The 21,561-nt window shown below is 51.0% G+C and carries 20 protein-coding genes and 1 tRNA gene; 2 read left to right on the forward strand and 19 right to left on the reverse strand.

Translation table 11 applies throughout. The features are described 5' to 3' along the window. Window positions 1-494 precede the first annotated feature (494 nt). Entirely contained in the window at window positions 495-1,451 is a 957-nt protein-coding gene (locus TX77_RS07300; RefSeq protein ID WP_044504109.1) for a hypothetical protein, read from the forward strand. A 111-nt stretch (window positions 1,452-1,562) separates the two neighbouring features. Here the strand turns inward: TX77_RS07300 and TX77_RS07305 are convergent, their stop codons facing one another. From TX77_RS07305 to TX77_RS07345, 9 genes are all read right to left on the reverse strand, one after another. Then, window positions 1,563-2,471 carry an HAD family hydrolase gene (locus tag TX77_RS07305; protein WP_044504110.1) on the reverse strand — a complete coding sequence of 303 codons (909 nt, stop codon included), beginning with the start codon at window positions 2,469-2,471 and terminating at the stop codon, window positions 1,563-1,565. Between the two features lie 49 nt (window positions 2,472-2,520). Then, on the reverse strand, window positions 2,521-3,129 hold the full coding sequence (gene rfbC / locus TX77_RS07310) for a dTDP-4-dehydrorhamnose 3,5-epimerase (RefSeq protein WP_044504111.1): 609 nt from the start codon (window positions 3,127-3,129) through the stop codon (window positions 2,521-2,523). 45 nt (window positions 3,130-3,174) lie between these two features. Further along, the gene (rfbD, locus tag TX77_RS07315; protein ID WP_044504112.1) at window positions 3,175-4,077 is read right to left on the reverse strand and encodes a dTDP-4-dehydrorhamnose reductase; all 903 of its coding nucleotides are present in this window, start codon (window positions 4,075-4,077) and stop codon (window positions 3,175-3,177) included. A 28-nt stretch (window positions 4,078-4,105) separates the two neighbouring features. Then, entirely contained in the window at window positions 4,106-5,128 is a 1,023-nt protein-coding gene (gene rfbB, locus TX77_RS07320) for a dTDP-glucose 4,6-dehydratase (protein WP_044504113.1), read from the reverse strand. Between the two features lie 57 nt (window positions 5,129-5,185). Further along, on the reverse strand, window positions 5,186-6,070 hold the full coding sequence (rfbA, locus tag TX77_RS07325) for a glucose-1-phosphate thymidylyltransferase RfbA (RefSeq protein ID WP_044504114.1): 885 nt from the start codon (window positions 6,068-6,070) through the stop codon (window positions 5,186-5,188). Window positions 6,071-6,685: 615 nt separating this feature from the next. Next, complete coding sequence (cas2, locus tag TX77_RS07330) at window positions 6,686-6,976, reverse strand: CRISPR-associated endonuclease Cas2 (RefSeq protein ID WP_044504861.1); 291 nt, start codon at window positions 6,974-6,976, stop codon at window positions 6,686-6,688. 8 nt (window positions 6,977-6,984) lie between these two features. Further along, window positions 6,985-8,016: a type I-C CRISPR-associated endonuclease Cas1c gene (gene cas1c, locus TX77_RS07335; RefSeq protein WP_044504115.1), complete on the reverse strand. Its 1,032-nt coding sequence runs from the start codon at window positions 8,014-8,016 to the stop codon at window positions 6,985-6,987. After that, on the reverse strand, window positions 8,013-8,678 hold the full coding sequence (gene cas4 / locus TX77_RS07340; protein ID WP_044504116.1) for a CRISPR-associated protein Cas4: 666 nt from the start codon (window positions 8,676-8,678) through the stop codon (window positions 8,013-8,015). The genes cas1c and cas4 overlap by 4 nt, the downstream gene beginning before the upstream one ends. A gap of 107 nt (window positions 8,679-8,785) precedes the next feature. Beyond that, the gene (locus TX77_RS07345) at window positions 8,786-9,271 is read right to left on the reverse strand and encodes a hypothetical protein (RefSeq protein WP_044504117.1); all 486 of its coding nucleotides are present in this window, start codon (window positions 9,269-9,271) and stop codon (window positions 8,786-8,788) included. Between the two features lie 373 nt (window positions 9,272-9,644). Between TX77_RS07345 and TX77_RS07350 the strand changes: the two genes are divergently transcribed. Further along, the gene (locus TX77_RS07350) at window positions 9,645-9,983 is read left to right on the forward strand and encodes a DUF898 family protein (RefSeq protein WP_044504118.1); all 339 of its coding nucleotides are present in this window, start codon (window positions 9,645-9,647) and stop codon (window positions 9,981-9,983) included. A 215-nt stretch (window positions 9,984-10,198) separates the two neighbouring features. On the opposite strand, the gene TX77_RS07355 is transcribed toward TX77_RS07350, so the two are convergent. The 10 genes from TX77_RS07355 to TX77_RS07400 form a co-directional block, all read right to left on the reverse strand. Next, window positions 10,199-10,287: transfer RNA gene (locus tag TX77_RS07355), tRNA-Ser, on the reverse strand. A gap of 226 nt (window positions 10,288-10,513) precedes the next feature. Continuing rightward, window positions 10,514-11,380: a 16S rRNA (adenine(1518)-N(6)/adenine(1519)-N(6))-dimethyltransferase RsmA gene (gene rsmA, locus TX77_RS07360; protein WP_044504119.1), complete on the reverse strand. Its 867-nt coding sequence runs from the start codon at window positions 11,378-11,380 to the stop codon at window positions 10,514-10,516. Next, window positions 11,380-11,925: a ribonuclease M5 gene (gene rnmV, locus TX77_RS07365; RefSeq protein WP_044504120.1), complete on the reverse strand. Its 546-nt coding sequence runs from the start codon at window positions 11,923-11,925 to the stop codon at window positions 11,380-11,382. Before rnmV ends, rsmA begins: the two co-directional genes overlap by 1 nt. Next, window positions 11,918-13,168 carry a methionine gamma-lyase family protein gene (locus tag TX77_RS07370; protein ID WP_195891182.1) on the reverse strand — a complete coding sequence of 417 codons (1,251 nt, stop codon included), beginning with the start codon at window positions 13,166-13,168 and terminating at the stop codon, window positions 11,918-11,920. Before TX77_RS07370 ends, rnmV begins: the two co-directional genes overlap by 8 nt. 33 nt (window positions 13,169-13,201) lie before the next feature. Next, window positions 13,202-14,128: a tRNA (adenosine(37)-N6)-dimethylallyltransferase MiaA gene (miaA, locus tag TX77_RS07375; protein WP_044504122.1), complete on the reverse strand. Its 927-nt coding sequence runs from the start codon at window positions 14,126-14,128 to the stop codon at window positions 13,202-13,204. Then, window positions 14,116-14,904 carry a class I SAM-dependent methyltransferase gene (locus tag TX77_RS07380; protein ID WP_230198080.1) on the reverse strand — a complete coding sequence of 263 codons (789 nt, stop codon included), beginning with the start codon at window positions 14,902-14,904 and terminating at the stop codon, window positions 14,116-14,118. Before TX77_RS07380 ends, miaA begins: the two co-directional genes overlap by 13 nt. A gap of 17 nt (window positions 14,905-14,921) precedes the next feature. After that, complete coding sequence (gene mutL, locus TX77_RS07385) at window positions 14,922-16,898, reverse strand: DNA mismatch repair endonuclease MutL (protein ID WP_044504123.1); 1,977 nt, start codon at window positions 16,896-16,898, stop codon at window positions 14,922-14,924. Continuing rightward, window positions 16,895-19,468, reverse strand: a complete 2,574-nt coding sequence (gene mutS / locus TX77_RS07390) for a DNA mismatch repair protein MutS (protein ID WP_044504863.1) — start codon at window positions 19,466-19,468, stop codon at window positions 16,895-16,897. The genes mutL and mutS overlap by 4 nt, the downstream gene beginning before the upstream one ends. A gap of 37 nt (window positions 19,469-19,505) precedes the next feature. Beyond that, window positions 19,506-20,834: a tRNA (N6-isopentenyl adenosine(37)-C2)-methylthiotransferase MiaB gene (miaB, locus tag TX77_RS07395; RefSeq protein WP_044504124.1), complete on the reverse strand. Its 1,329-nt coding sequence runs from the start codon at window positions 20,832-20,834 to the stop codon at window positions 19,506-19,508. A 214-nt stretch (window positions 20,835-21,048) separates the two neighbouring features. Beyond that, a partial coding sequence (locus tag TX77_RS07400) for a DUF362 domain-containing protein (RefSeq protein ID WP_044504125.1) occupies window positions 21,049-21,561 on the reverse strand: 513 nt, incomplete at its 5' end.

Genomic DNA, 21,561 nt, shown 5'->3' on the forward strand with positions numbered 1-21,561 from the left:
TTCTTTTTTTTGATGTTTCAATCCACGCACCCGTTTGGGTGCGACTGAACCTAGTAGCGATACAGCGAGCTGATATCCTTGTTTCAATCCACGCACCCGTTTGGGTGCGACAGCGAAATTTTTATTTTTCCGCTTCTTTCTTTTACATCGATGTATCTAAGTTCCCACTACCGAGTCTTATTCGGCAGTGATTAGGGACAAGGTTTACATTTTTTCTATTTTATCCCCTCCTTTCACGGGGAATTATCATGGTCACTTCCCCTTCGCATTTATCATCGTCTTTATCTGCTCGGGCTTTGTTAAGACTATTATAGCACACGTGATTTTTCTTTCTGTAAGAAAAATCAGTTTTTCCTCATCTTTCACGCTGTACTAAAGAACTCCCTATTAGGAATGTCTCTGTCCTCTCCGAACTTTCTCTTGATCCTCCTTACATTCTCTCCTCGAATGACTTATAATAGAAACATTCCAGCATCATGAGGAGCTTTACCATTATGAAAATCACGCAGATACTCTATACAAATTCATTCTCAGGCCTATCCTGCCGCGGCGAAGAGCGTTTCCTGCCTTACGGCGAGGGTATTTGTCTTGCCGGCCGTCCTGTGCCGACGGCGCGGTTATGGAAAAAGTTAAAAGCCAATCCGGTCGTAACCTTTCCCGATCAGACGGGAGATATGACCGGTCAATGTCACCTAACCGAGGAAAGTTTCACGCCGCGCAAGGCTGAATATACCTTACACCGCACGGACAATATCGAGACAAAGAAGATTGCCACGGTAATTATCGAGCAATTTTCTCGGCCCACGGCCATCAAGGGCCACAAGGTCCGCGGCCGCATTGCCGTCACCGATACGACAGCGCCATCGGATACGGCTGAAGCCTTGAAACTGGCCGGCGTCCTCGATACGGCCGGACAGATTGCCTTGGGACTGGGATTGATTCGCCTCGTCTATAACGATACCCCGCCCGTTTTCGACGACGAGGCTACAAGCCTGCGCGACGAATTGACTCAGACCAAGGCCGCATTTCAAGCGTTGCAGGAAAATTATGACGGCTATGTGAAGACGCTGGAACAGTCCCTCCAAGAATGGGAAGCCCGCTGTCCCCAAGAGGATTTAGAGCAAGGCGCCTTTCCCCTTCCCGACGACTACACGGCACGCCTTGAAAAAGCGACCGATACCTTTACGGTCTGCGTCGCCGGCGGCAATGACTTGTGGCACGAAAAAATCAGGACTCGCTTTCCCGACTGGACGATTTTGGAGAACAAGAATTTCGACGGCCAAAAATTACAGGGCGCCGACATTCTGATCATCAACACCAATCACACCGGTCACGCCCTAGTCCGCAAAGCCTGCCAGCAAGCCGCTTCTCAAGGCACGATGGTCTGCTATACCAGCCGATACAATCTCAATGCCGTCGCTGCCGACATTCTCTACGCCTTGGGAGAATAGTCTGCCACTGTCAAATTTCCATAAAACGCATCATTCCAGAACAAAAAAAGTCCTTCCGGAGCCAAGGTGTCAAACCTTGCCTGTGAAGGACTTTTTGCTGTCATATTTTGATTACACTAAGTGTTTCGGCGCCGACGAGATAGCCCCTTCGAGGCTTTCTTTTTCGGCGAAGTAGATGCGCCGTGCCATTTCATCGACCTTATGGGTCAACCACATATAGGCCGTCGTTCCTTCGCGGTAATCGGCTTCGGCATACATGTCGATACGACCATCTTCCCGCAGCTGATTGACTTGTTGGAAGGCCGTATCATTTCCCTTAGGATAGATGGCAAAGGTTGCCCCGCCGAATTTATTGATGACCGAAAAGGCCGGCACATCACTAGGTCCGTCGGCAATGTAAATCATATTCGGAAAGGCCACGCGGCGATAGGCGTCGGACATCTTGGCGTTGACATCGATATCGGGCCGTTGAGGAACGCCCTTATTGATTTCGAACAAAGCACGCGTCTTCGTCGTGTTGTCGATGGTGTAGCCGATTTCACTGATGATTTTCTGTTGATTTTCATCAACGTCCTCAATGAATTCACAGCCCCAAATGGCTTCGACGTAAGGCATGACAGCCGACCCCTTGATAATGGCCAACATCCCCGTGCTGACGATATAGTGTTCGACCTTGATATTGTATTCCTGATAGCGAGGATTATTTTCTACGACGGCTTTGAGATTCTTGAAAATATCGGGAACACCGGGATAATACTTCTGTTTTTGACCAAAGCCCCGGAGTTTTTCATTGTTCAGTCCCTTAAAAGTCCCTTTTCGTGTCTCCTTAATGAACTGATTCAAATAAATCGTATCGCCATTGACCCGGATACCTTCTTTGGCATACTGAGCGGGCAAGTCATTGACTTCCTTCCAAAACTCGGTCTTATCGATATGGTATTCTTCAAAAATCGGATCCTGCATATTCCCGTCAATAAGGGTCTTATCAAAATCCCAAATGACGGCGATGATGTTCTGCATAGGCTTCACCTCGCTGCTTCACTCGAAGAAAAAAGAGCTCTATATTCGCTTAAAAGGAAAAGGTATCTTTCAGTCCCAACCATTGCTGGTCTTTATCACTCATCGTAAGGGGCGTGCCATCGGCCAGGGTATAGCCGGCAGCACGGCAGCTTCCGTCATAATTTCCTTTCAGGCCGGGCCAAAGGATGCCGATTTCCGGATCGTTCCAAGCCATGCCGCCTTCATCATTGGGATGCCAGAAGTCATTGACTTTATAGCAAAATTCAGCGACGTCACTGAGGACCAAAAATCCGTGAGCAAAGCCCTCAGGAATCAAGAACTGCTTCTTATTCTCAGCGCTCAGTTCTACACCGTACCACTTTCCATAGGTCTGTGATTGGCGGCGAAGGTCGACGGCGACATCAAAGACGCTGCCCCGAACGGCGCGAACTAATTTGCACTGGGGGAAGTGTTTTTGAAAGTGAAGGCCTCGCAAGACGCCTTTAGTCGACATAGACTGATTGTCTTGGACGAAATTAATATGAAAACCGGCTTCTTCCATATCCCGCTGATTATAGGTCTCCATAAAAAAACCGCGGTCATCGCCGTGAACGGCCGGTGTGATGATGCAGAGGCCTTCGATATTTCCGACATTCTTTTCTACTGTAATCTGCCCCATTGATTTATATCTCCTTTATCTTCTTGTAAGGCCCGTGTCAGACCGTTACTGTAAATAGCGCTTCAAGGCATCCTTCCAATCGGGAAGGGGCGTAAAGCCGGCTTCGACGAGTTTCTGTCTGTCCAGGCGCGAATTGAAAGGACGCTTTGCCTTCGATAAGCCGTATTCCGCTGTCGTAACGGGAATTACCTTGGTCGTATAGCCGGCTTGGCGGTAGATTTCGCAGGTAAAGTCGTACCAGGAAATGTAGCCCCCCTCATTCGTCGCATGGTAATAGCCGTATTTATCGGTTTCAATCATATCGACGAGGAGTCTCGCCAAATCAAAGGTATAGGTCGGCGTCCCGATTTGGTCGTTGACGACACGGACCGTATCGTGGGTCTTGCCGACACTGAGCATGGTCTTAACAAAATTTTTGCCGTTCTTACCAAAGACCCAGGCGATGCGAACGATAAAATACTTATCCAAGGTCTGAGATACGGCCAGCTCGCCTTCAAGCTTCGTCTGTCCATAGACGTTGAGAGGCTGATAATCGCGGCAGTCCGGCTGCCACGGCTCCGTTCCCTGACCGTTAAAGACGTAGTCCGTGCTGAGATAGAGCATCTTGCAGTCCAAATCTTTGCAGACATCGGCAATATGCTGAGTTCCGCCGGCATTGACGGCTCGAACCTTATCGACGAGTCCGTCGTCTTCAGCCATATCGACGGCCGTCCAAGCGGCGCAGTGAATCACGGCGTCAGGCCGGATTTCACGTAGAGCCTGTGATACGGCTTCTTTATCGGTAATATCCAAGGGTCGGTACGGCGCCTTGGTGACAGCCGAGTCATCAGCAATACCGCTGTATGTCGGGGCCAAATCGCTGCCGATACCAATATGACCGCGATCGGCCAATTCATTCATTACGTCATGTCCCAGTTGTCCATTGACACCGGTCACGAAAATTTTCATAGTATGTCCCTCTTTCCCTTCATCGGGTTTAACCGCGATGGCCGTACATCTCTTGATAATAGGTCTGATATTCACCGGAGACGATAGGCTGCCACCAATCTTTGTTTTCCAGGTACCAGGCGATGGTCTTTTTGATGCCGTCGGCAAACTTCGTTTCCGGCAGCCAGCCCAGTTCCTCGTGAATCTTTGTCGGGTCGATGGCGTAGCGGCGGTCGTGACCCTTGCGGTCGGTCACATGCTGAATCAGACTTTCGTCCTTCCCCAGTTCCCGGCAGATCAAGGTAACGATGTCGATGTTCTTCATTTCATTGTGGCCGCCGACGTTATAGACTTCGCCGACACGACCCTTGCGAAGGATGAGATCGATAGCCCGGCAGTGATCTTCAACGTAGAGCCAATCGCGGACGTTGAGGCCGTCGCCGTAGACAGGAAGAGCTTTGTCGTTCAAAGCGTTGATAATCATAAGGGGAATCAATTTTTCCGGAAAATGATAGGGGCCGTAGTTATTGGAGCAGCGGCTCACCGTCACCGGAAGTCCATACGTCCGATGATAAGCCAGAACCAACAAATCGGCCGAAGCCTTCGACGAGCTGTACGGACTCGACGTGTGAATAGGTGTCGTTTCCGTAAAGAACAGGTCCGGACGATCTAAGGGCAAATCACCGTAGACTTCGTCCGTCGATACCTGGTGATAGCGTTCGATGCCGTACTTACGGCAAGCGTCCATGAGAACCGCCGTCCCCATGATATTCGTTTCTAAGAAAATCGAAGGATTTTCAATAGAGCGATCGACATGGGATTCTGCCGCAAAGTTGACGACCATGTCCGGGTTTTCTTCTTCAAAGAGCTGATAAACAGCTTTTCGGTCACAAATATCGGCTTTTACGAAGCGAAAATTCGGCTGATCCATGACCGGCTGCAGCGTCGACAAGTTGCCGGCATAGGTCAATTTATCCAAGCAAATAATCCGATCTTCAGGATGTGTTTTTAACATATAAAAGACAAAATTAGAGCCAATAAATCCAGCACCGCCGGTGACGATGATATTCATGAAAAATTTCCTCCCATTTCTCGATGTAACCTTCCGATAAGGCCTTCCTGTAGTGTATTATTCGTCCCGCAGGAACCGTCCTTCAGCGACTTTCTTCAAATACTGTCCATAAGGGCTCTTGCCGTATTTTTCAGCGCTCTCTTCGAGAACTTCCTTGGTGATCCATCCGTGACCGTAAGCAATGTCTTCCAAGGCAGCGATTTGGATCCCCGCTCGGTTTTCCACGGCCTTTACGAAAGAAGAGGCTTCACTCAGGCTGTCGACGGTTCCCGTATCGAGCCAGGCGTAGCCACGTCCGAGGGTTACGACATCGAGTTTTCCTTTTTCCAAATAGATTTTATTCAAGTCGGTAATTTCCAGTTCGCCGCGAGCTGAGGGCTTCACTTGCTTAGCATATTCGCAGACGTGGCGGTCGTAGAAATAAAGGCCCGTTACGGCGTAGTTCGACTTCGGCTGCTGCGGCTTTTCTTCGATAGAAATAGCCTTTCCCTCACCATCGAATTCAATGACGCCAAAGCGTTCCGGATCGTCAACGTAGTAACCAAAAACGGTGGCCCCTTCCTGCATCTTAGCGGCTTGCTGCAGATGACGGGTCAGGCCGGCACCGTAGAAAATATTGTCGCCGAGAATCATGGCACACGGTTCCCCATCGATAAATTCTTCCCCGAGGATAAAGGCCTGAGCCAAGCCGTCAGGCGAAGGCTGAACCTTATAGCTCAAATGGATCCCGTAATGAGAGCCGTCGCCGAGGAGGCGCTCAAAGTTCGGCAAATCCGTCGGCGTAGAAATAATCAAAATATCCCGAATTCCAGCCAGCATCAAGGTCGACAAGGGATAATAAATCATGGGCTTGTCGTAGACCGGCAATAACTGCTTCGATGTCACTGTCGTCAGCGGATACAGGCGAGTTCCGCTTCCGCCAGCCAATACAATACCTTTCAAAAGATCACTCCTCACTTATGCTCATTAAGTATACCATATTTTCAAGGCCTTTGCCCAATATGTACCCACTCAGGATTTCGATATATAACAGAAAAGATCAAACAGCTGCGAGCTTTCTCATCTTGCTGCCGTAATTTCCGAAATGTGTCTGCATAAAAGATGCGGCAAGCAGTTTCAAAGAACCACTTGCCGCATCACACTTTTAATCCGCGCACCCAAAAAGGGTGCGATATCGTTTGTGGTAAGCTAACCACAACATATATCTTTCAATCCACACACACTTTTAATCGATACAAATCAAAAGTGTGTGACACTTACACACCTATTATACCATTCACACCCCCGCCCTTTCAATCGCCATAGGCCGTTAACTAAAAAAAACTCATTACGGAATCACCGCCAATCGGTAACTCTCTTCCGATTAATACAGCCGGCGTCTATCCCGCCCATGAGGAGGGGCGGCAGCAAAGCTGTTTTCCCCAATAAACAGCCGTAAAAATAGGATCACATCTCCACAATCAGGCTAAATCACACGACAATGATTCCCCATTTATCTTTTCACCGTTGCTAAAAACCACAAACAGGAGAAAAATAAGGGAACTTCCCTTGCGCACTTCATATGATGAGGGTGCTCTCGATATCGTAAGCCGGCTTTGCCCCGACGTGTTTGACTTTCAGTTCTTTCGTCTTGCCTAAGTAATAAAACCTCAGGCTGTCTGTAGCTTCGTCAATGATGTTCTCCAACTTCAGTTCTAAGGTTTTACACTGGGCCGGATCGACTTTGCATTCAAAGACGGAGTTTTGGACGCGCTGTCCGTAATTCTGACAGACCTTGGCTACCTTTCTCAAGCGGCTTTTCCCGGCACTGTCAACGGTACTGATATCGTAAGTGATTAAGACATACATGATCATCCCTACTTCCACATAAACGGCGGGTATCCGTCTAAATCACCGCGCAGATACCGTGCCAACAACAAGGCCTGAGCATGAGGAACGAGGCCCCACTTCATCTTTTCCTGTAAGAAGGGATGCTGAATCGTCGCTTCTTTGTGATCGTGCCAGTACGACAAGACTTTTCGGCGTCCTTCGTCAGTCAACAAGACGGCACCCCCTTCTTCCTCATAAAAGTCACTGCCCTTGATTTTCTTGGTATTGACCATGGACAGAGCCGTGCGGTCGACCATGACCGGTCGAAGCTCTTCCATCAAATCCAAGGCCAGGGACTGGCGTCCCGGCCGGTCACGATGCAAGAATCCCACGTAAGAATCAAGGCCGACGCCTTCTAAGGCTGCTCCGGCATCATTGGCCAGCATGGCATATAGAAAGGACAGTAAGCAGTTCATTCGGTCGAGAGGCGGCCTTCTATTTCGCTCCGTAAAGAAAAAGTCGTCTTTCTGGTTCAGTATCATCGCATCGAAAACGGAAAAGTAAGCCGCTCCGGCCTGCCCTTCAATCCCCCGTATTTCGCCTAAGTCGGCAGCCGACATCAGGGACTGACAAGCCTCTTTCATAAGGATTGACGTTTTTTGGAACGCCTCCATGGGCAGTCGCATCTCATGATCGCGCATCATCCGTTCCAATACCCATCGGCCGTTATAAAGCTTTCCTAAAATAAAGGCCCGTGCTAATGGCAAACACATTTCTTCGCTGTCTGACCGGCGATACTGTTCTTTTCGAAGTAAGACATTGCCGTTGCTCCTTCCGATGACCCGTGCCTGAAACCGCCCCTGAGGCGACATAAAATTCAGGGCAATATTCATATCGGCGCATTTTTTCATCAGAGCCGGGCTGGCTCCCAAATAGCTGAAGGTCGTAATTTGCTCAAAATTATGGAGAGGAAATCGAGCCAGTGCGGCCTGATCTTTTAAGACGACGATATTTTCTCCATCTAAAGACAGGTAGACCCCGTCCGTCGTTACAAATAAGGTATTCAATAAAGGCTTCATTCGATCAACTTCTTTTCTAAATAATCTTGAACCGAAGTATCTTGCTTTAATTTCGGCAGGCAAACATCAGCTAAGGAACACTTCCGGCATCCCTTGCGGCGCCGTACTTTCGGCGTATATCCCCTTTGGATATATTGGCGCATCTGTCCCAAGAGCTTCATGATTCTTTCCCGCTGCTCCTCTGAAAATATTGCCTTTTCCCGCCGCCTCGTTTCCCCGTAATAGATGTAGCCGTAGGGAATGGTCATACAAAACATGTCTTCCAAGCAGAGGGCCTGCAAGGCTAATTGAAAGACATCTTCCTCTCCTTCCTTCGGCCGGCCCCGCTTGTATTCAATGGGTATCACCTCGTAGGTTCCCTCAAAAGAAGGAATAAAGACACCATCCTTCTTTTGATGAAATTCCACGATATCACAATCGCCGGAAATCCCCAAAGACGCTGAAAAAACGCGCATCCCCCGTACGATGATCTTCCCCTTTCGCTTTTCCCGACTCATAGGGTCATGGGCCTTATCGTGCAGGGCATGACCTTCAATGGTCAAGACATTTTCCTGCCACTGTCCCTCCAAATAATCCAAGGCCCACTGGCGAGGGCAGAAGGCAAAGTGTTGAATTTCTGCAATCTGTAAATACTCTTCCTCTGAATATGTTCTATTCTTCATACCATCACCCGCTTCCCAGACAAAAACTGTCGTCCTTAATAACTTCGTCACAGACAGCAAAAAACCCTGCAAAATTCATTGCAGGGTTTGAGACTTGCTAGAACAGATTAGTTATTAACGTGGGTTCTCCAGTATTCCGTTGCGCCCGTAATGTCAGCGATTTTCCAGAATAAGCTGTCAAAGAAAGCCTGATTGTTTTCCGTCATTTCCTGGCGAACGTTTACGCCGTTATGCATGACGCGGTCGACGGAGATATAGCGTTCGGAGTTGCCCGTGTAGGTCGAGAAGGTAACGTTGTACGGGTCGAGCTGGCTGATAGCAACATCGCCGCTGCCCTTCTGTACTTTATAAACCAATCCGCCTAAAGCAGGAACGCTGCTTTCACGATTGGAAAAATAGGTGCTGGAAGGATCCAGATAGTAGTTACTGTCTTCATCAGAGCCGACGAACGGATAGGTTCCATATAAAGCATCGGCGGAATAAGACGATTGACCAGCGGGAACAATCGTAGCTGCAAAAGAAGTCGACGACACAGGAAGTAATACTGCGGCTAAAACCCAAAACATTGCAATTAAAATACTTTTTTTCTGCATAGTAACATCCTCCATTTCCAGTTTTCAAATGATAACTAAAATTACTTTTTGTTATTATAGCATAAAAAATATAGTCAGTCCAGCCAAAATTGTCGCTGCAATGAAGGCTTTCATGAGGTTTTTACGTAGATATGACACAAATAAGACCTATTATTTATTGTTTTCCAAATCGCTGTGATTCGCTTATGGTACAGGGCTGATGCGAAATGGCTGATGCCTTGACTACACTCTAATATTTTGCATAAATGGTATAATAAAGTCAAAAATTTGGTATAATAGGAAGCATGAAGGTACTCGGTTCGGGACATGGAGATTCCTCCCCCGCCGGCCTCAGGCCCTATAAGGGCACATAAAAAGAAAGCAGGTGTTATGTATGAATTATTTAAAAGAATCTCAATTCGAAGGCTCGGTACTTGGTTTTATCGGCTACTATCTGATCATGACCCTCCTGACCATTTTCACCTTAGGCATTGCCTATCCCTGGGGCTACGTCATGTTCCAGCGCTGGCTCTGCCGCAATACGGTCATTGACGGCCATCGACTCTATTTCGACGGGACGGGGACACAGCTCTTCGGCAATTACATAAAATGGTGGTTCTTCACCTTGATTACGGTAGGTATCTATGGTCTCTGGCTTTACAATAAAATGACGAATTGGCGCGTAAAACACACCCACATGGTATCGCCAGGAGACTCCATCGATGCCGGATGATGACGAGGGCGACAGTCAGATTAATCGAAACAACCGTGAGTCTTAAAACTCACGGCTGTTTCTTGCTCTTCGTAAAATTATGTGAAGGCGATTACAATACCATCGGTCTCTCTCTCGACAAACATCCAACGATAAGACAATCATTTATTTCATGACAAAAAAAGAAAGCCGCACTGGCAAACCTATAAAAGGCTTAACAGTGCGGCTTTTCATTGTGGCGGAGCGGGTGGGATTCGAACCCACGAGACCTTTCGGCCTAACTGATTTCGAGTCAGCCCCGTTATGACCACTTCGATACCGCTCCACAAAAGACTTAATTAGTATATCACGGTACATACTATTCGTCAAGTAATTTCCAGGTAAGTTCCTCATCGTCGACAGAAAAACCGCTCTTTTAAAACATCTTTGCCAGCACGCTTCCTTGGGGTGGAAGAGGCCTGCTCCCTATGAAGGAGGTTTCGCTATACTCCATTCATAGGGAGTCCTCTCACAAACGCAAGGCACGGCGATCGGTCCTGGCGCTCCTTCGCTTACAAGGTCTCACCCTTCGTCGTTTTGACCCAGTAGTTGGCAATGTCGGCAAATTCTTGGAGCGACAAGGTTTCCCCACGACGCTTTCCGTCGATGGAGGCCGCTTCCAAGACATTGGCAATCTGTTCCTTGGTCATCCCCGTATTCTTCAAGGCATTGGACAAGGTTTTCCGCCGCTGCTGAAAGGCCGCTTTGACGACACTAAAGAAGCGTTTTTCATCCATCAAATCGACAGGAGGTTCCCTACGGACATCCATGGCAACGACAGCCGACGTGACTTCCGGCGCCGGCATGAAGCACTTCGGCGAGATTTCAAAGAGCATCTTCGGTTCCGTATAATACTGAACCGACACCGAGAGAGCCCCGTAGATCTTATGGCCCGGTACGGCTACCATTCGTTCAGCCACTTCTTTTTGAACCATGACGACAATCCGTTCAATTGGCAGTTTCTGTTCCAAGAGCTTCATGATGATCGGCGTCGTGATGTAGTACGGCAGGTTGGCACAGACCTTGAAAGGCTTGTGATTCATGAGGGTTTCAATGTCCGTACGCATGATATCGCCGTGGACGACACGAACGTTGTCGTAATGTTCCAAGGTTTTATCGAGGACAGGCAGCAGATGATCATCCAATTCGACAGCGGTTACGGCTGCCCCTGTTTCGGCAAGTGCCTGGGTCAGGGTCCCGATGCCCGGCCCGATTTCAAGGACCGGATCGCCCTCACTGAGATCCGCCGCATCGGCGATGTCATCGACGACACTGTGACGAATGAGGAAGTTCTGCCCCAGCTTCTTATTCATGCGCAGGCCAAAGCGGTTGACGACGTAGCGGACGACGTCGGGATTAGATAAGTCGACTTCTTTCATTATTTCACCTCATCAATCTGGCGGATAGCCTGGTCCCACTCCTGGCGGGTAACACCGTAATGATTTAATCGTTTTAAAAACTGTTTGGCATTGCCGTAGCCGATGCCGAGTATGGCCCCGACTTGCGCCCGGCGGTCCGATGCGTCAGGACTGCCGTTCAATCCGGCCCCGTTAAGGTCGCTCATGGAAAAGGTATCCTGCGGTTCATAGGCGGCACAGCGAACCTTGGACAAGGCCAGGCGGATGGCTTCAGGTGATGCCTGTTCGACACCGAGGTCATCGTTGGCAATAGCATCTTTCCGGGGAATAAAGGCGTGCTTGGCATTGGGGAAACGATCGGTCAGGAACTTTCGGATCTGTTCCCCCGCCCGGTCGGGGTCGGTCAGGATAATAATGCCTCGCTTTTCATAAGCACAGCGAATCTGGTCCAGCGTATGGGGTTTTAAGTTGAACCCATCGGTCGTGATCATATCGACGTCGATGTGGCTGGCCCGAATGCGGGCGACGTCAGACCTTCCTTCGACGACCAGGACTTCCTTAATCATGAGCCGCTCCTTCCCGATGTTCGGCGATGTACTGAGCCGCGCTTAAGATAGCCAATACGTTGTGTTCAAAGACGATGCCCCCTTGGAGGTAGATCATGTAGGGATCGCGAATCGGGCCGTCGGCCGAGAGCTCAATGGACGAGCCCTGGACGAAGTCGCCGGCTGCCATGATGATTTTGTCGGCATAGCCCGGCATATCATCAGGAATGGGCGTGACATGGGCATCGACAGGCGAAAAGCCTTGAATTCCCTGGCAAAAGAGGCACATATTCTGCTCATTTTCTAAATAGATAGTCTGAATCAAATCGACGCGCGGCGTCGTAACGGCCGGCGATACGTGAAAGCCCATTTTTTCAAAGACAGCGGCTGCAAAGACAGCCCCTTTAATGGCCTGAGCCGTAACGTGAGGGGCCATAAAAAATCCCTGGAAGAAGAGGCGGTAGCCGGCAGCATAAGAACCGAGTTCGTCACCGAGTCCCGGTGCCGTCAGGTAGTCGGCTGCAGCTTCGACGAGTTCCGCCTTGCCGGCAATATAACCTCCCGTCGGAGCAATGCCGCCGCCGGGATTCTTGATGAGTGAACCGGCGATGATATCGGCACCGGCTTCGATAGGTTCTCGTTCGGCCGCAAATTCACCATAGCAGTTATCGACGAAGCAGATGGTCTTCGGACTGACCTTGCGGACGACGGCGATGATCTTTTCAATGTCTTCAATGGTGAGCGACGCCCGCCTACTGTAGCCGCGAGAACGCTGGATGAGGACCAGTTTCGGCTGCTTTTCGCCAACCTGTTTTTCAATGCCGGAAAGGTCGTAAGAATTGTCCTTTAAAGGTACCTCTTCATAGAGAACGCCGATTTCTTTCAAGGAATGAGGCGTATGGCGGGCATAGCCGATGACGCCCTGCATCGTGTCGTAAGGAGCGCCGATGAGGCTCATCATGAGGTCTCCCGTATGAAGGAGAGACAGTAAGACCGTCGCCAAGGCGTGGGTTCCCGACACGAAGTGAGGACGGACCAAGGCTTTTTCCGCCTTGAAGACCCGGGCAAAGACTTCATCGAGTTTTTCACGGCCCATGTCGCTGTAGCCGTAACCCGATGTGCCGGCAAACTGGTAGGAAGAAATTTGCGCATCCTTATAGGCTTTCAATACTTTTTCCGTGTTTTTCAGACAAATGGTATCAATGCGTTCAAACTGAGGGGCACAGAGTGCCAGTGCTTCTTTTCGTAATACTTCTAAATCCAGAGACAATGTAGTTGATTCCTTTCTATCTATAAGCTAAAAATCGATATCCTCCAAAACAGCGGCTATCAATCCTTGTTCGTTATCATAGTGATCCTTATCATACCAGTGAATATAAGGCATCCGCTTAAACCAAGTCAGCTGGCGCTTGGCAAAATGCCTCGTCCTTGCCTTGATTTGACGGACGGCCTCGTCAAGAGGCATCGCACCTTGTACGTATCGGCCCAATTCCTGATAGCCGATAGCCTTCATGGCCTGAGAGTCAAGGGAAAAACCAAGATTCAGGAGATGGCGGACTTCGTCAATCCAACCGCCTTCTATCATGATGTCGACTCGTTCTTCGATACGGGCGTACAAAACTTCCCGAGGCAGGCGAAGACCGATGACATAGGCGTCATAGACGAGATCACGGGCCTTGCCCTGGCGGACGAAGGATTTTCCCTCGCCCTGTTCGACAGCGCTGACCAGCCGCGTCAAGCGGTGGGTGTTGGACAAGAGTTCGTGCCAGTCCGGCGGCTCCCAATCCGTTTCTTTTCGGATATAGTCTTTGAGGGTTTCCTCATCGAGCCCTTCTAACTTGGCCTGAGCTCGCCGTTTATCGGCTTCCGTCATCCGCGAGGCCTGAAAGTCGTAGCCTTCGAGGAGGGACTGGACGTAAAGGCCCGTGCCGCCGACGAGGATGGGAATCTTCTCCTCCCCATTGATTTTGGTAATAGCCTCACCTGCCATGCAGCAGAATTTAGCAGCCGAATACGGCTCATCAGGGTCGGCGATATCGATTAAATAATGGCGGTACCGGGTCAGTTCATCGGCCGTTGGCTTGGCCGTACCGATATCCATGTGGCGATAAATTTGATAGGCATCGCCGGAAATGAGGTCGGTCCCGTAGTGATCGGCCAGGGAAAAGCTGAGGGCTGTCTTTCCCACCGCCGTCGGGCCGATGATGGCAATTACTTTTTCCATGATTCACACTCCAATACGGCATAGCCAATGTGACTGTATTTGCCGCCATACAATGTCGCCGTCGGGAAATCCCGACACAATTGACGAAAGTCCCGTTCTTTAATGACGACCCGGCGCCGTGCCTTCTGAAGGGCCCGCTCAATGAGGTCCGACGTGAGACTGCCGTGATCCATGATGGCCCGCACGGGCTGGAACTGGCAGCTCCCTTCGACGGGGCGCCGGAACATGGGGTCGAAGTAGAGGACGTCATAAAAAGGCCCGCCGTCTGCTTCGAGATAGTGACGATAATCGCCGCAATGCAGCGAAATGCGGCGCAAGGCCGCCGTGACGTCATCCTTATCGTGGACGAAGCGGGAAAACCCCCAGGACGTTACGGCCGCCAGGAGAGGCGACACTTCTAAAGCATCTACTGCAGAGCCTTCGGGCAGGCCGAAGGAAGCAACCATGGCATCGGCGCCAAAGCCGCAGGTGCAGTCCAGGACCGACAAGGGCACATCCCCCGGAGTCCCTCCCTGAAGGGCCGTCAGCAAATGATCCGGCTGCCCCTTGCGAAGGTGCTGAATCCGCAGTTCAGCCATATTGAGGCTGAAAAAATGGCTGCCTTCGGGGCGATCGATTTGAGGTCCCCGAGACGAGTAGACGAGGAAATTTGCTCCATAGTCCTTCATCAAATCGGAGATGGTCCGCTTGCGCCGAGGCACAAAGGAAAAGCCCATTTCTTCAGCCCAGGCCCTTCCCTCATCCTGCAATTTTTCTTTGGCCTTTAAGGAAGGCACGACGTAGATATTCGTCCTCATGTCCGTTTAAAGAGATGGGCCAATTCTTTCGGCGTAAAGCGGATGATAATCGGTCGGCCGTGAGGGCAGACGTAAGGTTTTTCCGTGTGGAAGAGATCGTCCAAGAGCTGCTTCATCTGGCGGATATTAAGTTGGTCGCCGGCCTTTACAGCACCGTGACACGAGAGATACGCCAGGGAGCGATGGCGGACCATGGCCTTATCGGGCTCTTTCTGGTCGTGGAGGAGTTGGCAGATATCCTTCAATGAATCTGCAATGTCGCTGCTCTGCAGATCGCAGGGAACTTCTTCTATACGAAGTGTCGACGGCCCGGCTTCAGAGTAGGCATATCCCAAGTCGGAAAAGATGTTCTGCCGCTCCAAGAGGAGGGTCATATCGTCGCCGTCGACTTCAATGAATTCCGGCGTCAGCAGCTGTTGACTCGGCATCCGTTCGACGCGGCGGCAGAAGGTGTCGTAACGAATCCGTTCGTGGGCTGCATGCTGATCGACGATGTACAGATCCTGCCCTTTCTTGGCGACGATGAAGCAGTCAGCTACGACGCCGAGGGGGATAAAGACGTCGTCATCGCCTTCAAAGACGATTTTCGGCGCATCTTCCCCTGCATCTGATGCAGCGGCTTCCATCGCACTGCCACCTTGTCCGTGCTGAGCCAGGGCCTCTGAAAAGAGGCGACTGCTGTCACCGGTTCGAGTCGGCGGTTCATAAGTCCGCTCCTGACGGGGAATCGAAGAAGCAGGGCGGCCGGTAAAGGAGCGGGCCGGGCTCGGTTCTTCCCGCAGGGAATCCGTTTTTTCCGAAGCAATCGCTTTGTCGACGGTAAACAGTGCCGCAGGCTGAGGAACTGCCGACACGGGAGAAGAGGACTTTTCAGTCGATGCCGGATTAGACGGCGCAATGCGTATCTCTTCGACGGCCGGAAGTCCCATTGTCTTTTCTTCTGACGGCGGTTCAATCGTCTTGGCCATGTCTTCCGGCTTTTCCTGCTCAACCAGAGCCGTTACAATGCTGCGGTAGATGGCCCGGTAAACGGCCTGTTCATCGGAAAACTTGATTTCCGTCTTAGCCGGATGAACGTTGACGTCAATGGCCGCCGGGTCGACGCGAAGATGGAGCATGGCAAAGGGATAGCCCGATTTTGGCAGCATGGCGTGATAGGCGTTGTCAATGGCCTTGAACATCAAGGGGTTATGGACGATTCGCTGATTGACGATGCACGTCTGCCAGCCGCGGTTGCTCTTTAAGACCGACGGCTTTCCCACATAGCCTTCGAGGGTAATGCCGTCCTGCTCGCCCTTAATGGCAAAGACTTCTCGAGCCACTTGAGCACCGTAGATATTGGCAATCGTTTCTCGCAAGTCACCGGTACCGCCGGTCTTCATCGTCGTTCGGCCGTTATTGGTAAAGGTAAAGGCAATAGACGGATTGGCTAAGGCCAGTTTGGTGACCATTTCCGAAATCTTGGAGCTTTCCGTCCGTTCACTCTTTAAGAACTTCCGTCGGGCCGGCGTATTATAAAAGAGGTCGCTTACCTCCATCGTCGTCCCCACCGGAGCTCCGGCTTGGTCTTCCGACGTAATGACGCCGCCGTCGAGTAGGAGGTGCGTTGCAAAGTCATCCCCTTCCTGACGGGTCGTGATCTGCATGTGCGACACGGCAGCGATGCTGGGTACGGCTTCGCCGCGAAAGCCTAAGGACGTAATGGCAAAGATATCTTCGACGGAACTGATTTTACTCGTCCCGTGGCGGATGATACATTTTTTAGCATCTTCGGCACTCATGCCGCAGCCGTCGTCAGTGACCCGCATATAAGACTGGCCGCCGTCGGCAATTTCTACCTCAACGGAAGAGGCTCCGGCATCAATGGCATTTTCGACGAGCTCTTTGATGCACGACGCCGGCCGTTCGACGACTTCACCGGCAGCGATTTTATTGCGTGTTGCTTCATCTAAGACATGAATGATTGAACTCAATGGATCCCACTTCCTTCTTTAGCATCTTTTTGCAGACTATATAAGAAAGAAATCGCTTCAATAGGCGTCATGCTGCTCACATCGACACCGAGGAGCTTGTCGATGACCGGGCTGGAAAAGAGGCTGTCTCCCATGGGGGAGGGCTCTTGAACGACCGGCCTTTGAGCCGGCATCGTTCCGCCCCCTTCTTTTTCCAACTCTTCAAGAATGACGTCAGCTCGTTTTAAAAGGCTTTCCGGCAGCCCTGCCAAACGAGCGACGTGAAGGCCGTAACTGCGGTCGGCCCCGCCGGGAACGATGCGCCGCAGGAACTTGATGTGCTTGCCCCGTTCCTTAACGGCGACGGTATAGTTTTTAATCTTCGGCGAGTCGTCGGCCATGGCGATGAGCTCGTGATAATGCGTAGCAAACAAGGTCAGGCCGTGGACGTTTTTCAGGCAGTATTCGATGACAGCCCGGGCGATGGACATGCCGTCGAAGGTACTCGTTCCCCTGCCGATTTCATCGAGGATGAGCAGGCTTCGGGAGGTGGCATGTTTTAAGATATAAGAGACTTCCTTCATTTCCACCATGAAGGTACTCTGGCCGGTCAAGATGTCGTCGCTGGCGCCGATACGGGTAAAGATGCGGTCTACCGGGCAGATAGAGGCTTCTTTGGCCGGAATGAAGGACCCGGCCTGAGCCATGAGGACCAGTACGGCTACCTGGCGCATATACGTCGATTTCCCGGCCATGTTGGGTCCGGTTATGACCAGAATTTCATGGTCGTCATGATTTAAGTTGACGTCGTTAGGGACGAACAATTCATCTTTCAAATACCGCTCGACAATGGGATGGCGGCCGTCTTTGATGCGAATGGCGGATTTCGTATTGAGGGATGGCCGGACGTAGCGGTTATCGTAGGCGGTCGCCGCCAAACTGTACAGGCAGTCGACGCGGGCAATGGCTCGGGCCGTTTCCTGCATGGCCGGGATATGGGCCTGGATTTGGCGGCGAATGTCACCGAACAATTTATATTCTAATTCCAGCATCCGTTCCTGACTGGTCAGAGCCTTTATTTCAAATTCCTTCAGCTCCGGCGTAATATAGCGTTCGGCGTTGACCAAGGTCTGCTTGCGCACATAGTAATCGGGAATCGGTTTGGTATTGGAATGAGAGATTTCAAAATAATAGCCAAAGACCTTCGTATAGCCGATTTTCAGCTTGATGCCGGTCTTTTCTTTTTCTTCTTCTTCGAGCTGCTGCAAAAAGGCATGGCTGTTAGCGGCAATGGAGCGGATTTCGTCGAGATCCGGCGAAAAGCCGTCGCGGATGACGCCGCCGTTGCGGATGACCAAGCCCGGTTCATCCTTAATGCCCCGGCATAAGAGGTCGTAGACGTCATCATGGGTCTTAAGGCGATCATTCAGGCTGTGCAGCAAGTCGGCTTCAGCCCCTTTCAGGACGTCTTTCAGCTGAGGAATAACAGCCAAGGATTCGCGCAGGGCAACCATGTCCTTCGGCGTCGCCGTCCCCGTTTCGATGCGCGTCAAAATGCGTTCGAAATCGTAAATCCGATCGAGTACGTCAGAGAGATCCTGGCGCATGATTTCATGGAGGACCAAGTCTTCTACGGCATCTTGGCGACGCGTAATGTCAGCGATGCGGATGAGCGGCGCTTCAAGCCACTTGCGAAGAAGCCTTCCGCCCATAGCCGTATTGGTCTTGTCGAGGACGTCGAGGAGGGTGCCCCGGCGACCGCCGTCGCGGACGTTCTGGGTAACTTCCAAATGGCGCAGGCTGGCAGCGTCGATGACCAGGCGCCGTTCATTATCGATATGTTCCAGCGAATTGATATGCGAAATATCGGACTGCATGACATCCCTGACATAGTTCAGGAGGATGCCGATGCAGGTTCCGGCCCGCGATGCGGCGGCAAAGGCTTCGGCCTCAAAATACGACTTGGCTTGTTCCTTATAATCGACGCTGTCATCGACGGCAAAGGCCGTCACCGTGCACTGACTCAGGTGCCCCTTCAGGTAGTGCTGTACCGTTTTCATATACTCGCCCATATTGGCGTAAATCAGTTCACTCGGCTCGTAGACGGCAAGGATGTCAAATAAAACGTCGCCCATCTCGGACGCAGCGCAGTCGGCCCATAGGCACTCACCGGTCGTAACGTCCGTTAGGGCCATGGAAATGATGCCGTCACTTGCCGTGAGGCAGCCGATATAGTTATTCTGTTTTGAAGCTACGGCATTTTCCAGGGTAATCGTCCCCGGCGTGATGACCTTGATGATTTTCCGCTTGACGAGGCCCTTGGCCAATTTGGGATCTTCAATTTGTTCACAAATCGCAACCTTATACCCTTTATGGACCAAGCGCTCGATATAGGTATCGGCCGAATGAAAGGGGACGCCGCACATAGGGACTTTTTCCTTATTGCCGCCGGCCCGGCCGGTCAATGTCAAATCGAGTTCGCGCGACACCGTCAAGGCATCGTCAAAAAACATCTCATAGAAGTCGCCGAGGCGGAAAAAGAGGATCTTATCCTGGCACTGCTCTTTGACTTCCATGTACTGCTCCATCATGGGCGTTAATTTTTTTCCTACCAAAGTCTCACCTTCCTTAGTGTACTAAGTGGCCTTTGAGAACCCATGTCTGACCTTTATCGACAGCCACGGGGACGGTATCGCCGATGGCAACGGACCCGTCATTTTCCCAGATGATCATCTTATTGCCCGTCGTCCGGCCAAACCAATGATCGGCATCGTTCTTCGTCGGACCTTCGACGATGACGTCGTAGACCTGATTCTCCATTTCTTTATTTTTCTGCAAGCTGTATACGTTTTGGACATCCATCAGACGCTGCAGGCGGCGGCTCTTTTCGTCCTGCGGGATTTGGCCTTCCATCGTCGCTGCCGGCGTTCCCGTCCGCGGCGAATAGATGAAGGTATAGGCCATATCATACTGGACGCGTTTTAAAAGGTCCAGCGTATCCTGGAACATGGCTTCCGTTTCTCCCGGGAAGCCGACGATGATATCCGTCGTCAGGACCAAATCGGGCATGCGCTTTCTGGCGTAGTCGACGAGTTCTAAATAATGTTCCGTCGTATAGCCGCGGTTCATCTTCTTTAAGAGTTCATCGGACCCGCACTGAATGGGCAGATGCATGTGATTGACGATTTTTTGGCTTTCGGCAATGGCGTCGATCATGGCAAAGGTCATGTCCTTCGGGTGACTTGTCATGTAGCGGACCCGCTCGATGCCGTCAATGGCGTCGACAGCCTTCACGAGTTTGGAAAAGTCCGTGCCGTCCTTTAAATCGAGACCGTAGGAATTGACATTCTGGCCGAGAAGGGTGATTTCCTTATAGCCTTCGGCAGCAACTTTCTTGATTTCTTCGACGATGGCATCAATGGGACGGCTCACTTCACGGCCCCGGACGTAAGGAACGATGCAGTAGGTACAGAACTTATTGCAGCCGTTCATAATGGGAATCCAGGCAAAGAAATTCTGAAAGCGCTTGACCGGCATGTCGTGAAAGGCCGGCAGACTCATATCGGCTTCCATGTAGTGAGCCTTTTTGCTGTTCCGCTTTTCAATGAGTTCGATGAGCTTGTGAATGTTGTGGGTCCCAATAACCAAATCGATATGGGGTGCCCTTTTAAAGAGCTTATCCTGCCATTCCTGAGCCATGCAGCCGGTGATGGCGATGATGAGATCGGGATTCTTGGCCTTCAAATGCTTGAATTCCCCGATTTTCCCCAAGGTCTTATCTTCCGCCGTTTCCCGGACGCAGCAGGTGTTGACCAAGATGACGTCGGCCATGTCGAGGTCTTCCGTGTGATGGTAGCCTAAGGCTTCCAACTGGCCTGCGTAGTGCTCACTGTCCGACACATTGGCCTGACAGCCGTAGGATATAATATGATAAAATTGATTGCGCTGAAAATCCATGTATGTCTCTCCATTTTTATAAAATCGTAATTTAGGTTTACATTACATGATAGCATATATCAGTATCCTGTGGCAAGAAAAAAGGAAGGGCCTCCTTTCCTACCAGATGTGCCTTTTGCCCCGCGTCATAAAGCGGTCCCGTGGGCCGAAAAAGCCCCTATAAGCCGGCGTGACTTATAGGGGCAAAGTACCTGGGGAGACAGGTTATGTGTGCTTAATGAACGGTAACTAATTCGTATTCCCGCGTACCCAAACCGATTTTTTCCGCATGTTCCAAGGTCGTCTTCCAGTCGACGTTGGGATTGCTGTCGAGGAAATGATCGTGGTGGTGATGCCAATCGGGCTGAGCTAAATGATCGGACAGCTGGCTGTTGGCCATGGGCGTCGCCTTCTGACAGGCATCGACACAGGCCTGGTCGATGGCTACCGGGTCAAAGGACGCAAACATGCCGATGTTCGGCAGAATGGGGGCGTCGTTTTCAGCATGACAGTCGCAGTTCGGAGAAATGTCCATGACCATGTTGATATGGAAGCACGGACGGTCCTGACAGACAGCCTGAGCATATTCGGCCATTTTGCGGTCGAGTTTTTCATTGGCGTCCCATTCGACAGTCTGGATGGCGTCAAAGGCACAGGCACCGATGCAGCGACCGCAGCCCTTGCACAGTTCCTGGACGATATGAGCTACATTGTTTTCATAGATGATGGCATCCGAGCCGCATTCTTT

It is taken from the genome of Megasphaera massiliensis (genome assembly GCF_000455225.1).
In the GTDB taxonomy this organism is placed as follows: Bacteria; Bacillota; Negativicutes; order Veillonellales; family Megasphaeraceae; genus Megasphaera; species Megasphaera massiliensis.

Excerpts from the sequence above, each read along its gene's own strand:
- TX77_RS07300 (WP_044504109.1), top strand. The coding sequence starts at position 495 with ATGAAAATCACGCAGATACTCTATACAAATTCATTCTCAGGCCTATCC.
- TX77_RS07305 (WP_044504110.1), bottom strand. The coding sequence starts at position 2,471 with ATGCAGAACATCATCGCCGTCATTTGGGATTTTGATAAGACCCTTATT.
- rfbC (WP_044504111.1), bottom strand. The coding sequence starts at position 3,129 with ATGGGGCAGATTACAGTAGAAAAGAATGTCGGAAATATCGAAGGCCTC.
- rfbD (WP_044504112.1), bottom strand. The coding sequence starts at position 4,077 with ATGAAAATTTTCGTGACCGGTGTCAATGGACAACTGGGACATGACGTA.
- rfbB (WP_044504113.1), bottom strand. The coding sequence starts at position 5,128 with ATGAATATCATCGTCACCGGCGGTGCTGGATTTATTGGCTCTAATTTT.
- cas2 (WP_044504861.1), bottom strand. The coding sequence starts at position 6,976 with ATGTATGTCTTAATCACTTACGATATCAGTACCGTTGACAGTGCCGGG.
- cas1c (WP_044504115.1), bottom strand. The coding sequence starts at position 8,016 with ATGAAGCCTTTATTGAATACCTTATTTGTAACGACGGACGGGGTCTAC.
- cas4 (WP_044504116.1), bottom strand. The coding sequence starts at position 8,678 with ATGAAGAATAGAACATATTCAGAGGAAGAGTATTTACAGATTGCAGAA.
- TX77_RS07345 (WP_044504117.1), bottom strand. The coding sequence starts at position 9,271 with ATGCAGAAAAAAAGTATTTTAATTGCAATGTTTTGGGTTTTAGCCGCA.
- TX77_RS07350 (WP_044504118.1), top strand. The coding sequence starts at position 9,645 with ATGAATTATTTAAAAGAATCTCAATTCGAAGGCTCGGTACTTGGTTTT.
- rsmA (WP_044504119.1), bottom strand. The coding sequence starts at position 11,380 with ATGAAAGAAGTCGACTTATCTAATCCCGACGTCGTCCGCTACGTCGTC.
- rnmV (WP_044504120.1), bottom strand. The coding sequence starts at position 11,925 with ATGATTAAGGAAGTCCTGGTCGTCGAAGGAAGGTCTGACGTCGCCCGC.
- miaA (WP_044504122.1), bottom strand. The coding sequence starts at position 14,128 with ATGGAAAAAGTAATTGCCATCATCGGCCCGACGGCGGTGGGAAAGACA.
- mutS (WP_044504863.1), bottom strand. The coding sequence starts at position 19,468 with ATGATGGAGCAGTACATGGAAGTCAAAGAGCAGTGCCAGGATAAGATC.
- miaB (WP_044504124.1), bottom strand. The coding sequence starts at position 20,834 with ATGGATTTTCAGCGCAATCAATTTTATCATATTATATCCTACGGCTGT.